The following is a 17,983-nucleotide window of genomic DNA, read 5'->3' on the forward strand; positions in this document are numbered from 1 at the left end:
GAAGGTGCCTTGCGGTTGAACGCCTATTCTCGGGCCAGTGCCGCCCCGGCTCAACCAAGAAGCTGGGGCGAGTTCGGCAACGCGTCATCGTTCGACCGCGTCGAGGCCGGGAAGTGCCCTTCGATCAGGCTGGAGACCTCGTCGATGGCATCCTGCAGCGCTTCCACCGGATTGGAACCACGCAGGCCCTCGCGCAGATGGGTGCAGACCCGCTGCCACTGCGCCGGGCTGACCCGGCCATGCAGGCCGCGGTCGGCGACGATCTCGATGGCATGGTCGGCCAGCAGCAGGTAGATCAGCACCCCGTTGTTGTGAGCGGTGTCCCAGGTGCGCAGGCGTGCGAAGGCATGCTCGGCGGCCTGCCTCGGGGTGACCTTGTGCCACAACGCGGCCAGCGGCAGATCGGCCTCCACCGCGAACATCACCTGACCGCCGTGGCGCTGCTCACCGGCCGCGATGGCCTCGGTGATCGCCTGCAGCGTGGCTGGCGGGAACGCGCGACGTACCGACGGCGAACATACATGGCGGAACAGACGTTGGATCATCACCAGCCTCCCGAAGCGCCACCGCCACCGGAACGGCCACCGCCGCCGCCCCAGCCGCCACCACCGCCGAATCCACCACCACCGCCGAAGCCGCCTCCCCCGCCCCAGCGGCCGCCGCCCCAGCCACCACCGCCGGCAAAGCGCCCCGGGTGGCCGGACAGCATCGCCACGATCAGGCCAACCACGCCGGCCAGGCCACTGGCCAGCAGGGTGGAGGTGAACAGGAACGCCGCCAGCGCCGCACCGGCACCGCCGAGCAGGCCGCGCAGCGGTCGCGGTACGCGCGAGAACACGCCGCGCAGGATGCTGCCGGCGAACACGCCGATGAACAGCGCCAGGAACCAGGTGTCGCCGCCACCGCCGGGCTCGCGCCCGCGATGACCGCTGACCGGGGCCGGCAACGCTTCGCCATCGATCAGCTTGACCAGCACCGCAGTTGCATCGGTGATGCCACCAGCGTAGTCGCCGGCGCGGAAACGCGGCACCAGGTATTCCTGGATGACCCGGTTGGCGATGGCATCGGGAATCGCGCCTTCAAGACCGTAACCCGGCTCGATCCGCACGCGCCGGTCGTCCTTGGCCACCACCAGCAGCACGCCGTCATCCACGCCCTTGCGGCCGATCTGCCACTGGTCGAAGACCCGCGTGGTGTACTGCGCGATGTCCTCCGGCTGTGTGGTGGGTACCACCAGCACCTGCAGCTGGCTGCCCTTGCGCTGTTGCAGGTCCAGCGCCTGCTGCACCAGTGCCTGCTTCTGCGCAGCCTCCAGCGTGCCGGTGGTGTCGACCACCGGCGAGTCCAGCGCCGGAATCGGCGCCAGCTGCTGAGCCTGTGCCGCCAGCGGCAGCCACAGCAGCAGGGCCAGCAGCGCAGTGGCCAGGCGCATCGGTCAGTGGCCCGGCTGCGGTGCCGGCTGCTGCTGCGGCGCGTTGCCGAAATCCACCGCCGGTGCGTTGGAGATCTGCGCTTCGTTGTCCACCGTGAAGTTCGGCTTGGTCTTGTAGCCGAAGATCTTGGCGGTGATCACCTGCGGGAACGAACGGATGTAGGTGTTGTAGTCCTGCACCTGCTGGATGTAACGACCACGCGCAACCGTGATCCGGTTTTCGGTGCCTTCCAGCTGGGCCTGCAGGTCGCGGAAGTTCTGGTCGGACTTCAGCACCGGATAGTTCTCGGTCACCACCAGCAGCCGCGACAGCGCACTACCCAGTTCGCCCTGGGCCTGCTGGAACTGCTTGAGCGAGGCTTCGTCATCGGCGTTGACGTTGATCTGGCCGACACGCGAGCGGGCGTTGGTGACTTCGGTCAGCACGCGCTCTTCCTGGCTGGCGAAACCTTTGACGGTCTGCACCAGGTTGGGCACCAGGTCGGCGCGGCGCTTGTACTGGTTGAGCACTTCGGACCAGCTGGCCTTGACCGCCTCGTCCTTCTGCTGGATGGCGTTGTAGCCGCAGCCGGACAACAGGGAGGCCAGCAGCATCAGGGGCAGGACACGGGTGAACAGGCGCATGGCGGAGGTTCCGGGTGGGCTTGGCGCCGAGCATGCCATGGTTCGGGTGAAAGACCGGCCATCGGGCGCCGCCCCCTCTGCGGTGTGGTCCAGCCAGCTCGGGGTGGGCCGGGAGGGTGGGTCGGCTGGGGGCCGCTGCAAGTACGTCCATGTAAGCTCGGTCGCCGCATCCATGCGGCTCACGCCCCCAGCCGACCCACCCTCCCGGCCACGGACAATTTCCTGCGCACCGCGGGAAGATCAAAAGAAAAATCAAAAGCAAAAGCCGGTGCTTCAGGCATTCGTGTCGACCAAGGTCGACACCTACCAAAGCAGAACGCCGTTCCGACCGATCGCGGCAATCTGTCGGAGGTGGGGCGGTGCGGGTTGGCAGGACCGTTGGCGCCATGGATGGCGCCATCGAGCCCCCATGATGGGTTCACGGCGTGTCCTGCCAACCCACACCGCCCCGCCCAACCCTCAGAAAACCAGCGCCGGCTGTTGCGGTTGCTGTTGCTTCGGCGGTTGCCTTCGCCTTTAGCGGGTGCAGGGCTGCAAGCCCTGCCGGAACCCCATATCACTCAGCAGGCCTCAGCCAGCGCAGTGCGGCTACGCCCCAACCATGCCAGCAGCAGGCCCGACGCGGCCAGCAGGCCACCGGCCACCGGAATGGCGGCGTAGCCCAGGCCCAAGCTGATCACCGCACCACCCAGCGCCGCACCCACAGCATTGCCCAGGTTGAATGCACCCACGTTGATCGACGACGCCAGGCCCGGCGCCTCGCTGGCCACCTGCATCACCCGGATCTGCAGCGGCGGCACGAGGGCGAAGGTCGCCGCACCGAACAGCAGTACACCCAGCGCTGCGGTGGCGTGGTTCATGAAGGCCAGCGGCAGCACGAACATCAGCACCGCCAGGGCAGCCAGCAGGATACGGGTGGCGCCATCGAGCGACCAGTCAGCCATGCGCCCACCGATGCCGTTGCCGAGGGTGAAGCCGATGCCGATCAGGGCCAGCGACACCGCGATGAAGGCATTGGAGGCGCCGGTCAACTCGGTCAGCACCGGTGCGACGTAGGTGTACAGCGTGAACATCGCACCCGCACCAAGCACGGTGGTGGCCATGGCCAGCAGCACCTGCGGCTGCAGGATCGCCTTCAGTTCGCGGCGCACGTCCGGGCGCGGTCCCGGCGCGGACGCCGGCAGCGCGAAGCCCAACGCAGTGATCGCGATCAGGCCCAACGCCGCAGTACCGGCGAAGGACAGGCGCCAGCCCAGCTGCTGGCCGACCCAGGTCGCCAGCGGCACGCCACCGATGTTGGCGATGGTCAGGCCCATGAACATGGTGGCCACGGCAGCAGCCTGCTTTTCCTTTGGCACCAGGCTGGCGGCGACCACCGCACCGATGCCGAAGAAGGCACCGTGGTTGAGGCTGGTGACCAGGCGCGACAGCAGCAGCAGCCCGTAGTTCGGCGCCAGCGCGGACAGCAGGTTGCCGACCACGAAGATCGACATCAGCAGCATCAGCGCGGTGCGCTTGCCGAAACGGCCCATCAGCAGGGTCATCACCGGCGCGCCCAGCATCACGCCCACGGCATAGGCGGTGATCAGCATGCCCGCAGTGGGGATGCCAACGCCGACGCCGTCGGCGATGACCGGCAACAGGCCCATCGGGGCAAACTCGGTGGTTCCGATGGCGAAGGCGCCAACGGCAAGCGCCAGCAAGGCGGCTCTGGAATTCATGGGAGAGTCCTGGGGGGGGCGGGAATCGGGAGTGCGTAGCCTGCGCGCTTTGCTGCGCCGGATTAAGCCTCGCCCCGGGAAAACACTGTTGATCCTGGTTCACAAGTGGAGGCCGGAACGCAGCCACAAGTGCAAAAGCCGCAGTGCCGGTGTAGAGCCGAGCCCATGCTCGGCTGCTTCCTGCCGGTCAGCCGAGCACGGGCTCGGCTCTACAAGGCAGAACGAAGAACCCCCGGCGTTGGCCGGGGGTTCGGGGTCATGCGCTTACCAGTTACCGGCGCCCGGCACGTTGTGCTCGCGAGCGCGGCGGCGCATCAGCAGGTTCAGCCACTCCACCAGCACCGAGAAGCCCATCGCGGCGTAGATGTAGGGCTTGGGAATGTGCACGTCCAGGCCATCCAGGATCAGCACCGCACCGATCAGCAGGATGAAGGCCAGCGCCAGCATCTTCACGGTCGGATTGGCGTCGATGAAGCGGCCCAGCGGGTTGGCGGCCAGCAGCATCACCGCCACCGACAGCAGGATCGCGGCGACCATCACCGGCACGTGGTCAGCGATGCCGACCGCGGTGATCACCGAGTCCAGCGAGAACACGATGTCGATGACCGCGATCTGCGCGATCACGTAGCCGAACACGGCCGAGGTCTTGGTCGTGCTCGGATCTTCATCCTCGCCACCGGTGATCATTTCCTTGATCTCCATCCAACCCTTGATGATCAGGAACAGGCCACCAACGATCAGCACCAGATCGCGGATGGAAATACCCATGCCGGCCACGGTGAACAGGTTCGCCTGCATGTGCGCCAGGTACGCCAGCGATACCAGCAGGCCGATACGGGTGATACAGGCCACCGCGATGCCGAGCCGACGCGCGAACGGGCGGCGGTGCTCTGGCAGCTTGCTGACGGCGATGGAGATGAACACCAGGTTGTCGATGCCGAGCACGATTTCCAGCGCGCTCAGCGTGAACAGGGTCAACCAGACATTCGGATCGGCAAGAAACTCAAGGGACATGGGAAGTCTTCAACAAGGGGGAATGAGGGATCAGCCGTATTTGCCGGCCATTGCATGCGGGACCACGACCAGCGCCCAGCACAGAAGCACGTTCATCATCAGCACGAACACCGCCGCCGAGCCCATGTCCTTGGCGCGGCCGGCCAGCTCATGGATCTCGCTGCCGTAACGTTCGATCACCGCTTCGATGGCCGAGTTGGCCAGCTCCATCGCCAGCACCAGCAGCATCGAGCCGATCAGCAGCGCGCGTTCGACCGGCGTCTGGCCCAGCCAGATCGCGATCGGCGTCAGCAGGATCAGCAGGTAGACCTCAAGCCGGAACGAGGACTCGTGCAGCCAGGCAGCGCGCAGGCCCTGCCAGGACCAGCGGGCGGCTTGGAAGATGCGGCGCGGGCCGCGCGGCAGGTGGCCGAACTGATCAGCCACGGATGGAACATCCAGCAACGGGGGCGCGGCGCAGCGACCGCTCAGACGCACGGCAGGGAATCATGGGTGCACAGGAATAGGCAGATGGCGGCCATTTTGCCACAAGGCCGCCAACCGCAGCCCGCGCCGGCCCTCTGAACGGCCTGCCAGGGGCAAGCAACGGCCCGGCCATGCTCCTATGATGGATGCCCCCCTTGCCTGCTGGAGCGCCTGATGTCCCGTCGCCGTACCTGCCTGCTGATGCTGGGCCTGCTGACTGCCGCACCGCTGGCCCAGGCGCTGAGCCCGGCCAAGTCGCCGCGGGTGCCCGAACAGGTCTCCAACGTGGCCTGGGCCGGCGACATGGCCCGCTTCGCCGGCGCCGACCAGTCCAACCCGCCGCCGCGCGGTGGCATCGAGTTCATCGGCAGCTCCTCGATCCGCTTCTGGGAAAGCCTGGCCACCGACTTCCCTGGCCAGCCAGTGTTCAACCGCGGCTTCGGCGGCTCGGAAGTGCGCGACAGCACCTGGTACGCCGACCGCATCGTGGTGCCGTATGCGCCCTGCAAGGTGTTCTTCTACGCGGGCGACAACGACCTCAACAGCGGTCGCAGCCCCGTGCAGGTGCGCGACGACGTGGTCGCCTTCGTGCAGCGCGTGCATCGCGACCTGCCGAAGACCAGGGTGGAGTACCTGTCGATCAAGCCGAGCCCGTCGCGCGCGCACCTGCTGCCGGCGATCAACGAGGCCAACACGCTGATCAAGGCTGCACTGGCGAGGCTCCCCAATACCGGCTTCACCGACATCTACACGCCGATGCTCGGCGCCGATGGCCAGCCGGATGCGACGCTGTTCCGCGAGGACATGCTGCACATGACCCCGGCCGGCTATGCGATCTGGACCAGGGCGCTGGCGCCGAAGGTCAACTGCAACTGAGGGACTGCGGACGCCGGGCATGGCCCGGCGCTACTGCAACCCCATCCACGCATGGCGTGGATCTACTGAATCACGGGCAATGGGGTCGGAGGATCAGCGGAACACCACCGTGGCCTCGGTGCCCTTGCCCGGCTCGCTGGCCAGGCTGACCTTCCAGCCGAAGCGGTCGCACAGCCGGCGCACGATCGACAGGCCCAGGCCGGTGCCCTGCGGACGGCTCGGCTCGGCGCGGTAGAACGGTTCAAACGCGCGCGACAGCGCCTCGGCGGACATGCCGATGCCGGTATCGCGCACCACCACCCGGTCATTGAGCACGTGCACGTCGATACGCCCTTCGTCGGTGTAGCTGCAGGCATTGCGCACCAGGTTGCTGACCACCACCTGCAGCACCCGCGGCGGTGCGTGCAGCTGTACCGGGCCTTCGCCGTGCAGGTGCACCGATACGGGCCGGTTGCCCAGCAGCTCGTTGGCGTTGTCCACCTCGTAGCGGACGATGTCGTTGACGTCGAACAGCTCGATCTGCGGTTCGACATCGGCCTCGCGGGCCAGGATCAGGAACGCGTCGATCACCGCTTCCATGTCACGGCCTGCACGCTGGATGCGCTGCAGGCTGCGGCGCAGGCGCGGCTGCAGGGTTTCATCGCCCAGGGCCATGTCGCTGGCCACGCGGATGACGGTCAACGGCGTGCGCAGCTCATGGCTGGCATCACGGGTGAAGTTGCGCTCGCGCGCCACGTGCGCGCTGACCCGGTTGGCCAGTGAATGCAGTGCGGCCGCCAGCTGGCGGGTCTCGCCCTGCATGTCCGCCGGCAGCTTGTTCGGCTCCAGATCGGCCGCTTCGGGGTGGCCCGGGTCCCAGCGCGAGACGCGCCGCGCCAGCCAGTTCACCGGCGACACCAGTCGTTTGGAGGCACGGTAGGTGACCCAGCTGGCGCCATACACCGCCAACAGGGTCAGCAGCACCGGCACGATGCCGAACCAGAACGCCAGCATCTCCGCGCGCGAGCGCAGGAACACCAGGTACAGGCGACCGGCAGGGCGCACGTCGACCAGCACCAGCTGGTCGTCCTGGGGCAGCTCGTGGAAGCCAGGCTCCAGGGTGCGCAGGTTGGCCGGCAATGACAGTGCCGACTGCCCGCTTTCCAGCAGGTAGCCGCGGATGTTGTGGGTGTTGGGCGGCGGCTGCACCGGCGACGCCTCGTGCAGCGTCCAGTAATAGGCCGCTTCCTCGCGCAGGGCGGCGCCGACCAGGCTGTGCTTGATCACCAGCGAGACCAGCCAGGCACCGAGCAGGATGCCCAGGCTGGCCAGGACTGCCTGCAGGATGAAGGCGATACGGATCTTGCGCGGCAGGCCGTGCGGCATTGCGGGGTCCCGGTCAGAGCGCTGCGATTATAGGCAGCGCGCTGCGCCGTCGTCGTGCACGGAGGATGACCGGCGGCAACGCCGGCCGGTCATCCGTGCCCGGTGCGGGGTCGTTGCCCGGCCGGGCCTGATGCTGCACAGGCCGGGCCCCGATCAGGCCATCGGCTGGGCAATATCGGCAATGCGGTAGCCGGCGCTCTGCACGGTGTGCAGCAGCGGACGGTCGAACGGCTTGTCGATGATCTTGCGCAGGTTGTACAGATGGCTGCGCAGGGTGTCCGAATCCGGCAGGCCATTGCCCCAGATCTCGCGTTCGATCTCCTGGCGGGTGACCACGCGCGGCGATTCGCGCATCAGGATGGTCAGCAGGCGCAGGCCGATCGGCGACAGCTGCAGCTCGGTGCCGGCACGGGTAGCCCGCATGCTGACCGGATCGAGGACCAGGTCGGCGACCTTCAGCACCTCCGAACCGACCTGGCGGCGTTCGCGACGGATCAGCGCGCGCAGGCGGGCTTCCAGCTCCTGGATCGCGAACGGCTTGGTCAGGTAGTCATCGGCGCCGAACCCGAGGCCGGTGAGCTTGTCGTCCAGCGTGTCGCGTGCCGTGAGCATCAGCACCGGCGTGGACTTGCGCGCATCGTTGCGCAAGCGACGGCACACTTCGATGCCGTCCAGGCGCGGCAACATGAGATCGAGCACCACGACGTCATAGCTGTTCTCCGCCGCGAGGCGGTAGCCATCCAGGCCGTCCTGTGCATAGTCGACTTCGAAGCCGCGACCTTCCAGGTATTCCCCGATCATCTCGGAGATGTTGCGGTTGTCTTCGACCACCAGCACCAAGCCGGAGGTCTCCTTCGTCTGACGCATGTGATTCCCTCTAACTTCAGCTTTGTGAAACATGCCGGATCGACGGTGGACGCGATGTGAAGTTCCGTCAAGAGGTACACAAACGGTTCAGAGCAGCGGCCTGAGCAGCGGCCAGACGTTGTCCAGCACCTTCGGCTGCGCCTGCGCCGTGGGGTGCAGGCCGTCGGCCTGCATCATGCCCGGCTGCAGGGCCACGCCCTCCAGCAGGAACGGCAGCAGCGGCACCTTGTACTGCGTGGCCAGCGCCTTGTAGGCCGCGGCCAGGCGCTGGCGGTAGGCCGGTCCGTAGTTGGGGGGCACGTCGATGCCCAGCAGCAGCACCTTGGCGCCGGCCTTCTGGCTGGCCTGCACCATTTTTCCCAGGTTGCCCTGCACCTGCGCCGGGGTCAGCCCGCGCAGCGCGTCATTGCCGCCCAGCGCGATCACCACCACGGTCGGCTTCTCCCTGGCCAGCAGGCCCGGCAGGCGGGTCAGCGCGCCGGCGGTGGTTTCCCCGCTCATGCTGGCGTTGACGATGCGCGCCGGGGTTTTCGACTGCTGCCTGACCCGCTGTTGCAGCAAGCTGACCCAGCCGGCGTCGGCAGGGATATTGTGGGCGGCACTGAGGCTGTCGCCGAGCACCAGCACGGTGCCGGCCGGACCTTTGGCACAGGCCAGCCCCGGCAACAGCAGGAACCCTAGCAGCAGCACCATCATCGCGCCGGCTCGCCGGCTCCATCCCGTCTTGCGCATTGGAGTCTCCTCATCGACAGCCTGTCCCCCCGCAGCGCGCCCGTCGCCATCGCCGTCGACCAGGTCGGCAAATCCGTGCAAGGCCCGGAGGGTGAAGTCCACATACTGGACAACATCACCCTGACCGTCCATGAAGGCACCAGCGCGGCCATCGTCGGCGCCTCCGGTTCGGGCAAGACCACCCTGCTCGGCCTGCTGGCCGGGCTGGACCTGCCCAGCCGCGGCCGCATTGCGCTGTCGGGCCAGGACCTGGGCGACCTCGATGAAGAAGCGCGGGCCCAGCTGCGCGCGCGCGAGGTTGGCTTCGTGTTCCAGAGCTTCCATCTGCTGCCGGCGCTGACCGCCGCCGAGAACGTCGCGTTGCCACTGGAGCTGGCCGGGCGCGAGGATCGCGCGCGGGTCGATGAAGTGCTGGCCCAGGTCGGCCTCTCCCATCGTGCTCGCCACTACCCGCGCCAGCTGTCCGGTGGCGAGCAGCAGCGCGTGGCACTGGCGCGTGCCTTCGTCACCCGCCCGCGCATCCTGTTTGCCGACGAACCGACGGGATCGCTGGACCATGCCACCGGCCAGCACGTCAGCGACCTGCTGTTCGACCTCAACGCCGGCAGCGGCACCACCCTGGTACTGGTCACCCACGACCTGCGCCTGGCGCAGCGTTGCCAGTACATCCACCGCATCGATGACGGCCGCCTGCTGCCGGTCGAGCGTGGGGCACAGGCATGAACGTGCTGCGCCACGCGTGGCGCGCACTGCGCCGCGAGGCGCTGGCCGGCGACCTGCTCACCGTGTTCGCCGCACTGGTGCTGGGCGTGGCGGTGATGACCGCGGTGGGCACGCTGGTGAACCGGGTCAACCTGGCGCTGACCGGCAGCGCGGCGGAAATGCTCGGTGGCGATCTCGGCATCGCCGGGCGTGATGACCCGCCGCAGGCATTCGCCGACGAGGCACAACGGCGTGGACTGGCCTACACCCGCATCGCCAGCTTCGGCAGCGTGCTGTTCAACGGCGATGCCAGCCAGATGGCCAGCATCAAGGCGGTGCAGGCGGGCTATCCACTGCGCGGCACGCTGCGGGTACGGGCCACGCCCGGCGGTACGTTGATCACCGATGCCGGCATGCCACCCAAGGGCCAGGCCTATGCCGACCCACGCCTGCTGCAGGGGCTCGGGCTGAGGGCCGGCGATGATCTCGAGTTCGGCGCCGGCACGCTGCGCATCGCCGGCATCATCGAGGCCGAGCCCGACACCGGTGGCGACCTGCTGACGCTCTCCCCCACCCTGCTGGTCAACCGCGCCGACGTGGACGGCACGGGACTGCTCGGCCCGGGCAGCCGCATCAACTACCGGCTGATGTTCGCCGGACCAGCCGATCAGGTTGCCGCGCTGCGCCAGTGGTTGCTGCCGCAGGTGAAAGGCCTGCGCCTGCTGAGCGTGGATGACACCCAGCGCGGCGTGCGCCAGGCCTTCGACCTGGCCGGCCGCTTCCTCGGCCTGAGCGCGCTGCTGGCGGTACTGCTGGCCGGCGTGGCCACGGCGCTGGCGGCCAACCGCTTCGCCCTGCGCCGCATCGACCAGGTGGCGATCCTGCGCTGCCTGGGTGCGCGCCAGCGCGACATCCTGCTGGGCCTGGCACTGCAGCTGCTGATGCTGGCGGTGCCGGCCTGTGCGCTCGGCATCGGCCTGGGCATGGCCGCGCAGGAAGGCCTGGTGCAGGTACTGGGCAGCCTGGTGCCGCAGCGCCTGCCGTTGCCCGAGGCGATGCCTGCGCTGACCGGCGCCGGCATCGGCCTTTTGCTGCTGTTCGGCTTCGGCCTGCCGCCACTGCTGCGCCTGCGTGGGGTGCCGCCGATGCGGGTGCTCAACCGTTCCTTCGCTGCCCTGCCGCCGGCGTCGTTGCTGGCCTATGTGGCAGCGCTGGCGGCCAGCCTGCTGCTGGCGGTACAAGTCACCGGCGACCTGAAGCTGGCGCTGTGGGTGCTCGGCGGCCTGGCCACGCTGGCACTGGCCGCCGGCGTGGTCGGCTTCGTGCTGCTGCAGCTGCTGCGCGGCCTGCAGCATCGCCTGCATGGCCACTGGCGACTGGGCCTGGCCGCACTGACGCGGCGCCGGCTGCTGGCGGTGATGCAGCTGGTGGGACTGTCGCTGTCGCTGTGCGCGCTGTTGCTGCTGGCGGTGACCGGCCCCGGCCTGCTGCAGCAGTGGCGCGAACGCCTGCCTGCGGATACGCCGAACTACTTCCTGATCAACATCCAGCCCGAGCAACGCGACAGTGTGCTGGCCGCATTGCGTGGACTGGGCGCCGGCGACGCCAGCATCGAACCGATGGCGACCGGCCGCCTGATCGCGATCAACGGCAAGCCGCCGCTGCGCGTAGACCGTACGCCTTCGCAGGACGGGCAGCCGTCGCAGGGCGAAGGCCAGCGTGAGGATGATGATGAAAACCGGCCGTTGAACTTCAGCTGGCGCAGCACCTTCCCCCCCGCCAACACGCTGGTCAACGGCACGTTCTGGACGCCCGACAGCACCGCGCCGGAAGCTTCGGTGGAAATCGGCTGGGCCAAGCGTTACGGCGTGTATCCGGGCGATCGCATCACCATTGCAGTGGGCGAGCAGGAACGCGAGTTCACCGTCACCAGCGTGCGCAAGGCCGACTGGAACACCTTCCGGCCGAACTTCTTCGTGTTGCTGAACCCGAATGCGGTAGGCGACACCCCGCACAACCTGCTGTCGGCCTTCCATCTGCCGGCCGGCAAAGCGGCGGGCCTGGGCGAACTGGTACGCGCGCAGCCGAACCTGTCGCTGCTGGACGTGGATGCGGTGATTTCGCAGGTGCGCGATGTGATGGAGCGCGTGGCGCAGGCGGTGCAGCTGGTGATGGTGTTCAGCCTGCTGGCCGGCGTGCTGGTGCTGCTGGCCGCACTGCAGGCCACCGCCGGCGAGCGCCGCTACGACAGCGCGGTGCTGCGCACGCTGGGCGCGACCCGGCGCCAGCTGCGTGGCGCGGTGCTCGTGGAGTTCGGCGCACTGGGCACGCTGGCCGCGTTGCTCGCGGTGGGCGCGGCGGCCGTCATCGGCGTGGCAGTCTCGCAGAAGGTGTTCGAGCTGCCGTTGCTGCCGCCGTGGCCGGGCCTGCTGGTCGGCGGCGTGGTCGGCATCGGGCTGAGCCTGTTGGCGGGTTGGTGGGGTACGCGGGCGATCCTGCATACGCCGCCGGCATTGGCGTTGCGCGAGGCCTGAGGCGGCGCCGGACCGGGGCGCGTGCCGAGCAAGCCCGGCCCCACCGGCAGCCGGTGGATGCGGTGCCGGGTACGCCCGGCCCCCATCTCCATCGCGGCGATCAGCCTTCCTTCGGCGCCTTTTCCACGTACTTGGCGAAGACCTCGTCGATCTGCGCGTCCTTCACCTGCTTGCCGGACTGGATCGCTTCGGCCTGGGTGAACAGCGGAATGATCATCGCCATGCCGTCGATCCTGGTCTTCAGGTGCACGCCCGGGGCCTGGCCGAGGAAACCGTCCCAGCGCTGACGCACCTTGGCCCAGTAACCGGCAGTGGCCTTCCAGTAGTTGCGCGCCGGGGTGAAGTCGACCTCGGTTGTCTTGACGTAGTCGTTGAAGCCGAACTCGCGGGCGATCTCCACCTGGCTGCCGTCGGCGTTGCGCTGCACCTTGGTGTTGAACTGCTCGTGGGTCCAGCCATTGGGCGTGAGCGTGTGGCGGTTGACCACGGCCAGCGCGTTGTAGTCGCTGCGCTTGGTGTACTCACGACGCGGCAGCGGGCGCCAGCTCAGGTCGCTGGTCCAGCTCGGCACATTGTTGGTGTACGTCCATTTGCCGGTGCCACAGTAGCGCGGTGCATCGCTCACTTCATACACGCACTGGGTCCAGGCGCCCTGGTTCACCGCTGCGGGAATGCGGCGTACCTGCCAGGTCTGGTCGGCACTGAACTCGAAGCGGTTGGGCGCTTCGTAGACCCAGTCCTGGCGCCAGTGCTTGGTGATGTGGCCGCTCTTCTCATCGAGCAACAGGTGCTGCAGCACGATGCGCTGCGGGGTGTCCTCGACCACGATGACCACTTCGCTGCCGCCGCTGCGCATCGCCGGCGCACGCTCGTAGCCGGGCTTGAGCAGCACGGTCTCGTCGAACGCGAAGTCGACGGTGTACTCGCCCTGCATGGCCAGGATGCTGTCGTGGTCGCGGGCAATGTCGGAGGGCTGCGCGCTGGCCACGCCGCTGGCAGCGAGCAGCAGCATGACGCTGGCTGTCTGGAACTTCATCGGGTCTTCCTTCGGGGTTGCAGGTTCGTTGAGAGGCCGTCCAGGGCCGGCGGGCGTTCCATCAGGAAAGGATCACAGGCGGATCAGCGGCAGGTCGCCGGGAATACGGGGTGTCGGCCGGCGCGCGGCGTCGGCGCAGCAGCAATCGTCGATCGCCAGCTCGCCTTCGGCACCTTCCAACCGTGCGATGCGACGCGCGGTGGCCGCGCCCAGCGAGGACAGGGTCGACAGGCTGGCCGCCAGCGTGCGGCCCTCGTCCGCGGCATGCAGGCGCAGCGTGCACAGGCGCCAGCGCTGGCCACCGACGTGCCCGGCCAGGCGACGCCACAGGCGTTCGCCGACACTGCCATCGCGGTCGTGCTGCGGGCCCGGCGGCAGCGCCGCGACCAGCCGGTCCCAGGCCAGGAAATCGCTGTCGGGCAGCAGGTACAGGCGCCACACGCAGCGGCCGCGGGCATCAAGGAAACACAGGCTTTCGCGTATGCCCTCGCTGTCCACGCCCTGGCAGGCGTGCACGCGCACCGCCTGGCGCCAGCCACCCAGCTCGTTGCCGTCGGCGTGGTACAGGCACAACACAGTGCCGAGCGTGGCCAGCTGTGCCGGGGTCGGCCAGGCCGCGCTGCCCTGCACGGCGATGGCGTCATTCCTGCGTGCGGACAAGGCTCGGCTCATGAGGTCACCAGGAAACGGCGAGGCTGGCGGAAAGGGTGCGGCCCGGGCTGGTGTAGCGATCCAGCACACGGCTGGTCGGCGACAGCGTCGAACCCACATTGGACCAATCGATGTAGCGCTTGTCGCCCAGGTTGAACACGCCGACGTTGAAGGTCGCGCCCGGGGCGAAGTTCCAGTGCGCCATCAGGTCGGCCACGCCGTAGCCGGCCGGGCGGTACACCGTCGCTGCAGTGACGCGGTCCTTGCGCTTGACGAAGGTACCGGCCAGTTCGACGCCCCAGGCGTCGGTGTCGTACATCAGGCCGACGGTGCCGCGCAGCGGGTCGACCGAATCCAGCGGAGTGTCCTCGGTCTTGTTGTCACCGCGCGACCAGGCCACCGAGCTGCGCAGCGCCCAACCCTGGAGCGCCGGGTTGATCTGGCCGAAGTCAACGCCAGCCTTCAGTTCAGCACCGTAGATGCGCGCATCGGCGATGTTGCGCGACTGGAACACCATCAGGCCCTGCGCGTTGGTACCGACCAGCGACTGCGACTCGATGAAGTCCTTGTACTCGTTGTAGTAGCCGCTGACGCTGACGTAGGCGGCCGGTGACAGGAAGCGCAGGCCCAGCTCCAGGCCGTCGCTGGTTTCCGGCTTCAGGTCCGGATTGGGGATGGCGGTGTAACCGAAGGCGAAGTTGGTGAAGCCCAGGTTGACGTCGTTGTACGGCGGCGAGCGGAAACCATGCGAGTAGCCGGCGAACAGCGACCATTCGTCGGTGAAGCGATAGACCATGCCCAGCTTCGGCGAAACGCTGGTCTTGGTCAGCCTGGCCACCGCAACGCCGGGATTGTCGTCGGCGAAGATGCTGTCCACTTCCGGCTTCAGTTCGTAGCGGTCCACGCGCACGCCCGGCACCAGCGACAGCTTGCCGCCGGACATGCGCATTTCATCCTGCGCATACAGGCCCAGCTCGGTGGTCTTGCTGATCGGGAAATCGCGTACCGGGAAGGCGTCGGGCAGGATGGTGGTGCTGGTCTGGCCATTGGCCAGAACCTGATAGCCATCGCGCTTCTGGCGGATCTCGGTACGCGCGCCTTCGAAGCCGTAGGTGAGCGCATGTTCGACACTGCCGGTGCTGAACGCCTTGTTGAATTGTGCCTGCAGGCCGTACACGCGCTGGTCGAAGTTGAACTCGCGGTGGCGGCGGCTGCGGTTGGCGCGGTCTTCGTCGGTGATCTGGTTGGTCTCGCTGTGCTGGGTATACAGCTGCCAATGCAGGCTGTCGGCGAAGCCCTTGTCCAGCGCATCCATTTCATGGGCGAACGACACGCGGGTGCGGTTCTGCGTGTCGCGCGCCTTCATGCCGGTGGTGGTGGTGCGGTCGATCGAGGACAGCACGTTGGTATCGGTGGTGTCTTCGTTGCCTTCCACGGTCAGGCGGAAGCGCTGGTCCTCGCTCGGTGCATACACCAGCTTGGCCAGGCCACTGCGACCGTCGCGGTCCTGCGGGTTGGGCGCGGTGCGGGTGTTGTCGAGGCTGCGAACATCGCCCTTGTTACCGGTTTCCTGGCCCTGGCGATGGTTGATGTTGACCATGCCGCTCCAGTGTTCGCCGCCGAACGCGCTGGTCACGCCGCCGAGCAGGCCCTTCCACTCACCGTCGTAGCCGAACTTCAGGCCGACGTAGCTGTCCTTGCCATCCTTCAGATAATCGGCCGGATCCTTGGTGACGAAGGCCACCACACCCCCGAGCGCGTCGGAACCGTACAGCGAACTGGCCGGGCCGCGCACGATCTCCACACGCTTGAGCGTGTCCAGATCGGTGAAGTTGCGGTTGGCGTTGGAGAACGAGCCGATGTTGAAGCTGGTGGGCATGGCGATGCCATCGGTCTGCACGCGCACGCGGTTGCCGTCCAGGCCACGGATGCGGATGCTGCCAAGGCCGAAGCGCGCGGCGCTGCGGCTGACCGACAGGCCCGGCTCGTAGCGCAGCAGATCCTTGATGTCCTGCACCAGGTGCCGGTCCATCTGCTCGCGGTCGATGACATCGACGGTGGCCGCCACGTCACTCACTGCCCGCTCGGTGCGGGTGGCGGTGACCTGCACGCGGTCGAAGTCGCGCGCATCGGGCGCGGCGGTGGCCGCGGCAGCAGCATGGGCGGACAGCGGCAGGGCCATCCAGACGGCGAGGCAAAGGGCGGTAGGGCGGGTCATCGGGTTCGTTCGGTCAGGCAGGGGAACCCCCGGTTACCGGCACACCCGGGAGGTGCACGCGGTAGACCGAGGGGGAGAGAGCGGGCGCGGACGGGTCGCCCACCCTGCCGGCGCTGCCGGCAGGAGGGAGGGAGGCGGGCGACCAGGCCGCGGTTACTTGGTCAGGATCAGCTTGTCGTTGCTGGTGTGCCGCAGGCGGTAGAAGCGGTCGCCGTGCTGGATCAGGATTTCACGACGGCCCTTGAGCAGGGCTTCGCTGTCGATCACCTCTTCCGGCGGAACGACACGGACCGGGCGATCGCGGAGGGTCAGCGTTTCGGGGCGCAGCAGTACAGGTTGAGCATTCATGAGCATCTGGACTCGTGCGAGGGACGAGTCAAATGATAATGATTCTCAGTTGACAATCAACAACCATTCTCAATTTGATTGATGGGATTAATGATCGAATTCGAAAATTCAATAGGTGTCATCAATCAAAAGATGGCGCGGCGCTTTTGTAGAGTCGAGCCATGCTCGACTGCTCCTGGCACCGTCGCCTGGCAACGCCCGCGCTGCGCGCGGAGTCGAGCATGGCTCGACTCTACAAAGACCTGGTCAACCTGAAGTCCAGCATGGCTCGACTCCGCAAAGGGCTGTCAGGCGAAGACGGCCTCGACCTGCGCCCAGCCAGCCGCATCGACCTGCTCCAGCACCTCCAGCGCCTGCAGGTTCTGCAGCAGCTGGCTGACCCGGCTGGCGCCGAGGATCACGCTGGAGACGTTCGGATTGCGCAGGCACCAGGCAATCGCCAGCGTGGCCGGGGCGTGGCCCAGCTCACGCGCTGCTTCGCTGAAGCGGCGCACCTGGGCCAGGCGGGCCTCGGAGTCGTCACCCAGCACCAGCGCCTGCAGCCACTCCATGCCCTCGCGGCCCAGCCGCGCATCGGCCGGAATGCCCTGGTCGTACTTGCCGGTCAGCAGGCCCGAGGCCAGCGGCGAGAAGATGGTGGTGCCCAGGCCGGCACCGGTATACAGCGGCGCATACTCGACCTCGACGCGTTCGCGGTGCAGCAGGTTGTACTGCGGCTGCTCCATCGACGGGCCCTGCAGGTTGCGTGCTTCGGCGATGTCCAGCGCCTGCTGGATCTGCGCCGCCGACCACTCCGAGGTGCCCCAGTAAAGGATCTTGCCCTGCCGCACCAGCGTATCCATGGCGTGCACGGTCTCGGCGATCGGCGCGTCCGGATCCGGGCGATGGCAGTAATAAAGGTCCAGGTAGTCCACCCGCAGGCGCTTGAGCGCGGCATGGCAGGCGTCGGTCACATGCTTGCGCGACAGGCCGCGCTGGGTCGGCCGTGGGTCCCTGGCGCTGCCGAAGAACACCTTGCTGGAGACACAGATGCCGTCGCGCGGCAGGCGCAGGTCGGCGATCACATCGCCCATCACCTGTTCGGCGCGGCCGTTGGCATAGCCCTCGGCGTTGTCGAAGAAGTTGACGCCGTGGTCCCAGGCGGCAGCCACCAGGTTGCGCGCCTCGTCGCGCGGGATCTGGTCACCGAAGGTCACCCAGGCGCCGAAGGACAGGGCGGAAATCGGCAGGCCGGTGGAGCCCAGGCGGCGGTATTGCATGCGAATCTCCTGCTGCGGGCCCGCATCCGGGCCGGGATCGAGCCCCATTCTACCTGCCGCCGCCGGCCGCAAGCCCTTGCCGTTGCTGGCCTGATCGGTACCGATGGGCGCGCGCACGCTGCTTTTTCTTGCCCCGGCC

17 protein-coding genes are annotated in these 17,983 nt (G+C 67.8%); 3 read left to right on the forward strand and 14 right to left on the reverse strand.

What is annotated here, in order from left to right; all coding sequences use genetic code 11:
* Positions 1-50: 50 nt before the first annotated feature.
* From AC2A1N_RS00120 to AC2A1N_RS00145, 6 genes are all read right to left on the reverse strand, one after another.
* Positions 51-545, reverse strand: coding sequence for a TPM domain-containing protein (locus AC2A1N_RS00120; protein WP_005415340.1), 495 nt, complete (start codon positions 543-545; stop codon positions 51-53).
* Positions 545-1,432, reverse strand: a complete 888-nt coding sequence (locus tag AC2A1N_RS00125; protein WP_484371179.1) for a TPM domain-containing protein — start codon at positions 1,430-1,432, stop codon at positions 545-547. The genes AC2A1N_RS00120 and AC2A1N_RS00125 overlap by 1 nt, the downstream gene beginning before the upstream one ends.
* Before the next feature lie 3 nt (positions 1,433-1,435).
* Positions 1,436-2,056 carry a LemA family protein gene (locus AC2A1N_RS00130; RefSeq protein ID WP_005415338.1) on the reverse strand — a complete coding sequence of 207 codons (621 nt, stop codon included), beginning with the start codon at positions 2,054-2,056 and terminating at the stop codon, positions 1,436-1,438.
* A 560-nt stretch (positions 2,057-2,616) separates the two neighbouring features.
* A complete protein-coding gene (locus AC2A1N_RS00135) occupies positions 2,617-3,777 on the reverse strand; it encodes an MFS transporter (protein ID WP_484371181.1) in 1,161 nt (386 codons plus the stop codon).
* Between the two features lie 264 nt (positions 3,778-4,041).
* Positions 4,042-4,791, reverse strand: coding sequence for a TerC family protein (locus tag AC2A1N_RS00140; RefSeq protein WP_061478359.1), 750 nt, complete (start codon positions 4,789-4,791; stop codon positions 4,042-4,044).
* Between the two features lie 30 nt (positions 4,792-4,821).
* Positions 4,822-5,217: a diacylglycerol kinase gene (locus AC2A1N_RS00145; protein ID WP_061478360.1), complete on the reverse strand. Its 396-nt coding sequence runs from the start codon at positions 5,215-5,217 to the stop codon at positions 4,822-4,824.
* Between the two features lie 213 nt (positions 5,218-5,430).
* Here AC2A1N_RS00145 and AC2A1N_RS00150 point away from each other — a divergent pair, with 213 nt between their 5' ends.
* Positions 5,431-6,132, forward strand: coding sequence for an SGNH/GDSL hydrolase family protein (locus AC2A1N_RS00150; RefSeq protein WP_484371184.1), 702 nt, complete (start codon positions 5,431-5,433; stop codon positions 6,130-6,132).
* Between the two features lie 93 nt (positions 6,133-6,225).
* Here AC2A1N_RS00150 and AC2A1N_RS00155 read toward each other — a convergent pair whose 3' ends face one another.
* The 3 genes from AC2A1N_RS00155 to AC2A1N_RS00165 all read right to left on the reverse strand — a co-directional run bounded on the left by AC2A1N_RS00155 (position 6,226) and on the right by AC2A1N_RS00165 (position 9,096).
* Entirely contained in the window at positions 6,226-7,497 is a 1,272-nt protein-coding gene (locus AC2A1N_RS00155; protein ID WP_154350247.1) for a sensor histidine kinase, read from the reverse strand.
* Positions 7,498-7,650: 153 nt separating this feature from the next.
* Positions 7,651-8,364 carry a response regulator transcription factor gene (locus AC2A1N_RS00160; RefSeq protein ID WP_002811889.1) on the reverse strand — a complete coding sequence of 238 codons (714 nt, stop codon included), beginning with the start codon at positions 8,362-8,364 and terminating at the stop codon, positions 7,651-7,653.
* Between the two features lie 87 nt (positions 8,365-8,451).
* On the reverse strand, positions 8,452-9,096 hold the full coding sequence (locus tag AC2A1N_RS00165) for an arylesterase (RefSeq protein ID WP_061478363.1): 645 nt from the start codon (positions 9,094-9,096) through the stop codon (positions 8,452-8,454).
* 75 nt (positions 9,097-9,171) lie between these two features.
* On the opposite strand from AC2A1N_RS00165, the gene AC2A1N_RS00170 reads away from it, so the two are divergent.
* Together AC2A1N_RS00170 and AC2A1N_RS00175 are read left to right on the forward strand one after the other, a co-directional pair.
* Entirely contained in the window at positions 9,172-9,819 is a 648-nt protein-coding gene (locus AC2A1N_RS00170) for an ABC transporter ATP-binding protein (protein WP_061478364.1), read from the forward strand.
* Positions 9,816-12,332, forward strand: coding sequence for an ABC transporter permease (locus tag AC2A1N_RS00175; RefSeq protein WP_231352552.1), 2,517 nt, complete (start codon positions 9,816-9,818; stop codon positions 12,330-12,332). The genes AC2A1N_RS00170 and AC2A1N_RS00175 overlap by 4 nt, the downstream gene beginning before the upstream one ends.
* A gap of 100 nt (positions 12,333-12,432) precedes the next feature.
* Here AC2A1N_RS00175 and AC2A1N_RS00180 read toward each other — a convergent pair whose 3' ends face one another.
* From AC2A1N_RS00180 to AC2A1N_RS00200, 5 genes are all read right to left on the reverse strand, one after another.
* Positions 12,433-13,368, reverse strand: coding sequence for a DUF6607 family protein (locus tag AC2A1N_RS00180; protein ID WP_154350244.1), 936 nt, complete (start codon positions 13,366-13,368; stop codon positions 12,433-12,435).
* Positions 13,369-13,440: 72 nt separating this feature from the next.
* The gene (locus tag AC2A1N_RS00185; protein ID WP_242891004.1) at positions 13,441-14,040 is read right to left on the reverse strand and encodes a ChuX/HutX family heme-like substrate-binding protein; all 600 of its coding nucleotides are present in this window, start codon (positions 14,038-14,040) and stop codon (positions 13,441-13,443) included.
* A 4-nt stretch (positions 14,041-14,044) separates the two neighbouring features.
* On the reverse strand, positions 14,045-16,237 hold the full coding sequence (locus tag AC2A1N_RS00190) for a TonB-dependent hemoglobin/transferrin/lactoferrin family receptor (RefSeq protein WP_429001053.1): 2,193 nt from the start codon (positions 16,235-16,237) through the stop codon (positions 14,045-14,047).
* 153 nt (positions 16,238-16,390) lie between these two features.
* The gene (gene hemP, locus AC2A1N_RS00195; RefSeq protein WP_005412278.1) at positions 16,391-16,585 is read right to left on the reverse strand and encodes a hemin uptake protein HemP; all 195 of its coding nucleotides are present in this window, start codon (positions 16,583-16,585) and stop codon (positions 16,391-16,393) included.
* Positions 16,586-16,872: 287 nt separating this feature from the next.
* On the reverse strand, positions 16,873-17,844 hold the full coding sequence (locus tag AC2A1N_RS00200; protein ID WP_154350242.1) for an aldo/keto reductase: 972 nt from the start codon (positions 17,842-17,844) through the stop codon (positions 16,873-16,875).
* Positions 17,845-17,983: the final 139 nt, after the last annotated feature.

This window comes from Stenotrophomonas maltophilia group sp. SKK55 (assembly GCF_057179845.1).

Bases quoted from the DNA above. Each gene is read 5' to 3' on its own strand.
- hemP (WP_005412278.1), bottom strand. From the start codon at position 16,585: ATGAATGCTCAACCTGTACTGCTGCGCCCCGAAACGCTGACCCTCCGC.
- AC2A1N_RS00125 (WP_484371179.1), bottom strand. From the start codon at position 1,432: ATGCGCCTGGCCACTGCGCTGCTGGCCCTGCTGCTGTGGCTGCCGCTG.
- AC2A1N_RS00135 (WP_484371181.1), bottom strand. From the start codon at position 3,777: ATGAATTCCAGAGCCGCCTTGCTGGCGCTTGCCGTTGGCGCCTTCGCC.
- AC2A1N_RS00175 (WP_231352552.1), top strand. From the start codon at position 9,816: ATGAACGTGCTGCGCCACGCGTGGCGCGCACTGCGCCGCGAGGCGCTG.
- AC2A1N_RS00120 (WP_005415340.1), bottom strand. From the start codon at position 545: ATGATCCAACGTCTGTTCCGCCATGTATGTTCGCCGTCGGTACGTCGC.
- AC2A1N_RS00180 (WP_154350244.1), bottom strand. From the start codon at position 13,368: ATGAAGTTCCAGACAGCCAGCGTCATGCTGCTGCTCGCTGCCAGCGGC.
- AC2A1N_RS00165 (WP_061478363.1), bottom strand. From the start codon at position 9,096: ATGCGCAAGACGGGATGGAGCCGGCGAGCCGGCGCGATGATGGTGCTG.
- AC2A1N_RS00190 (WP_429001053.1), bottom strand. From the start codon at position 16,237: ATGACCCGCCCTACCGCCCTTTGCCTCGCCGTCTGGATGGCCCTGCCG.
- AC2A1N_RS00150 (WP_484371184.1), top strand. From the start codon at position 5,431: ATGTCCCGTCGCCGTACCTGCCTGCTGATGCTGGGCCTGCTGACTGCC.
- AC2A1N_RS00185 (WP_242891004.1), bottom strand. From the start codon at position 14,040: ATGAGCCGAGCCTTGTCCGCACGCAGGAATGACGCCATCGCCGTGCAG.
- AC2A1N_RS00130 (WP_005415338.1), bottom strand. From the start codon at position 2,056: ATGCGCCTGTTCACCCGTGTCCTGCCCCTGATGCTGCTGGCCTCCCTG.
- AC2A1N_RS00155 (WP_154350247.1), bottom strand. From the start codon at position 7,497: ATGCCGCACGGCCTGCCGCGCAAGATCCGTATCGCCTTCATCCTGCAG.
- AC2A1N_RS00140 (WP_061478359.1), bottom strand. From the start codon at position 4,791: ATGTCCCTTGAGTTTCTTGCCGATCCGAATGTCTGGTTGACCCTGTTC.
- AC2A1N_RS00200 (WP_154350242.1), bottom strand. From the start codon at position 17,844: ATGCAATACCGCCGCCTGGGCTCCACCGGCCTGCCGATTTCCGCCCTG.
- AC2A1N_RS00160 (WP_002811889.1), bottom strand. From the start codon at position 8,364: ATGCGTCAGACGAAGGAGACCTCCGGCTTGGTGCTGGTGGTCGAAGAC.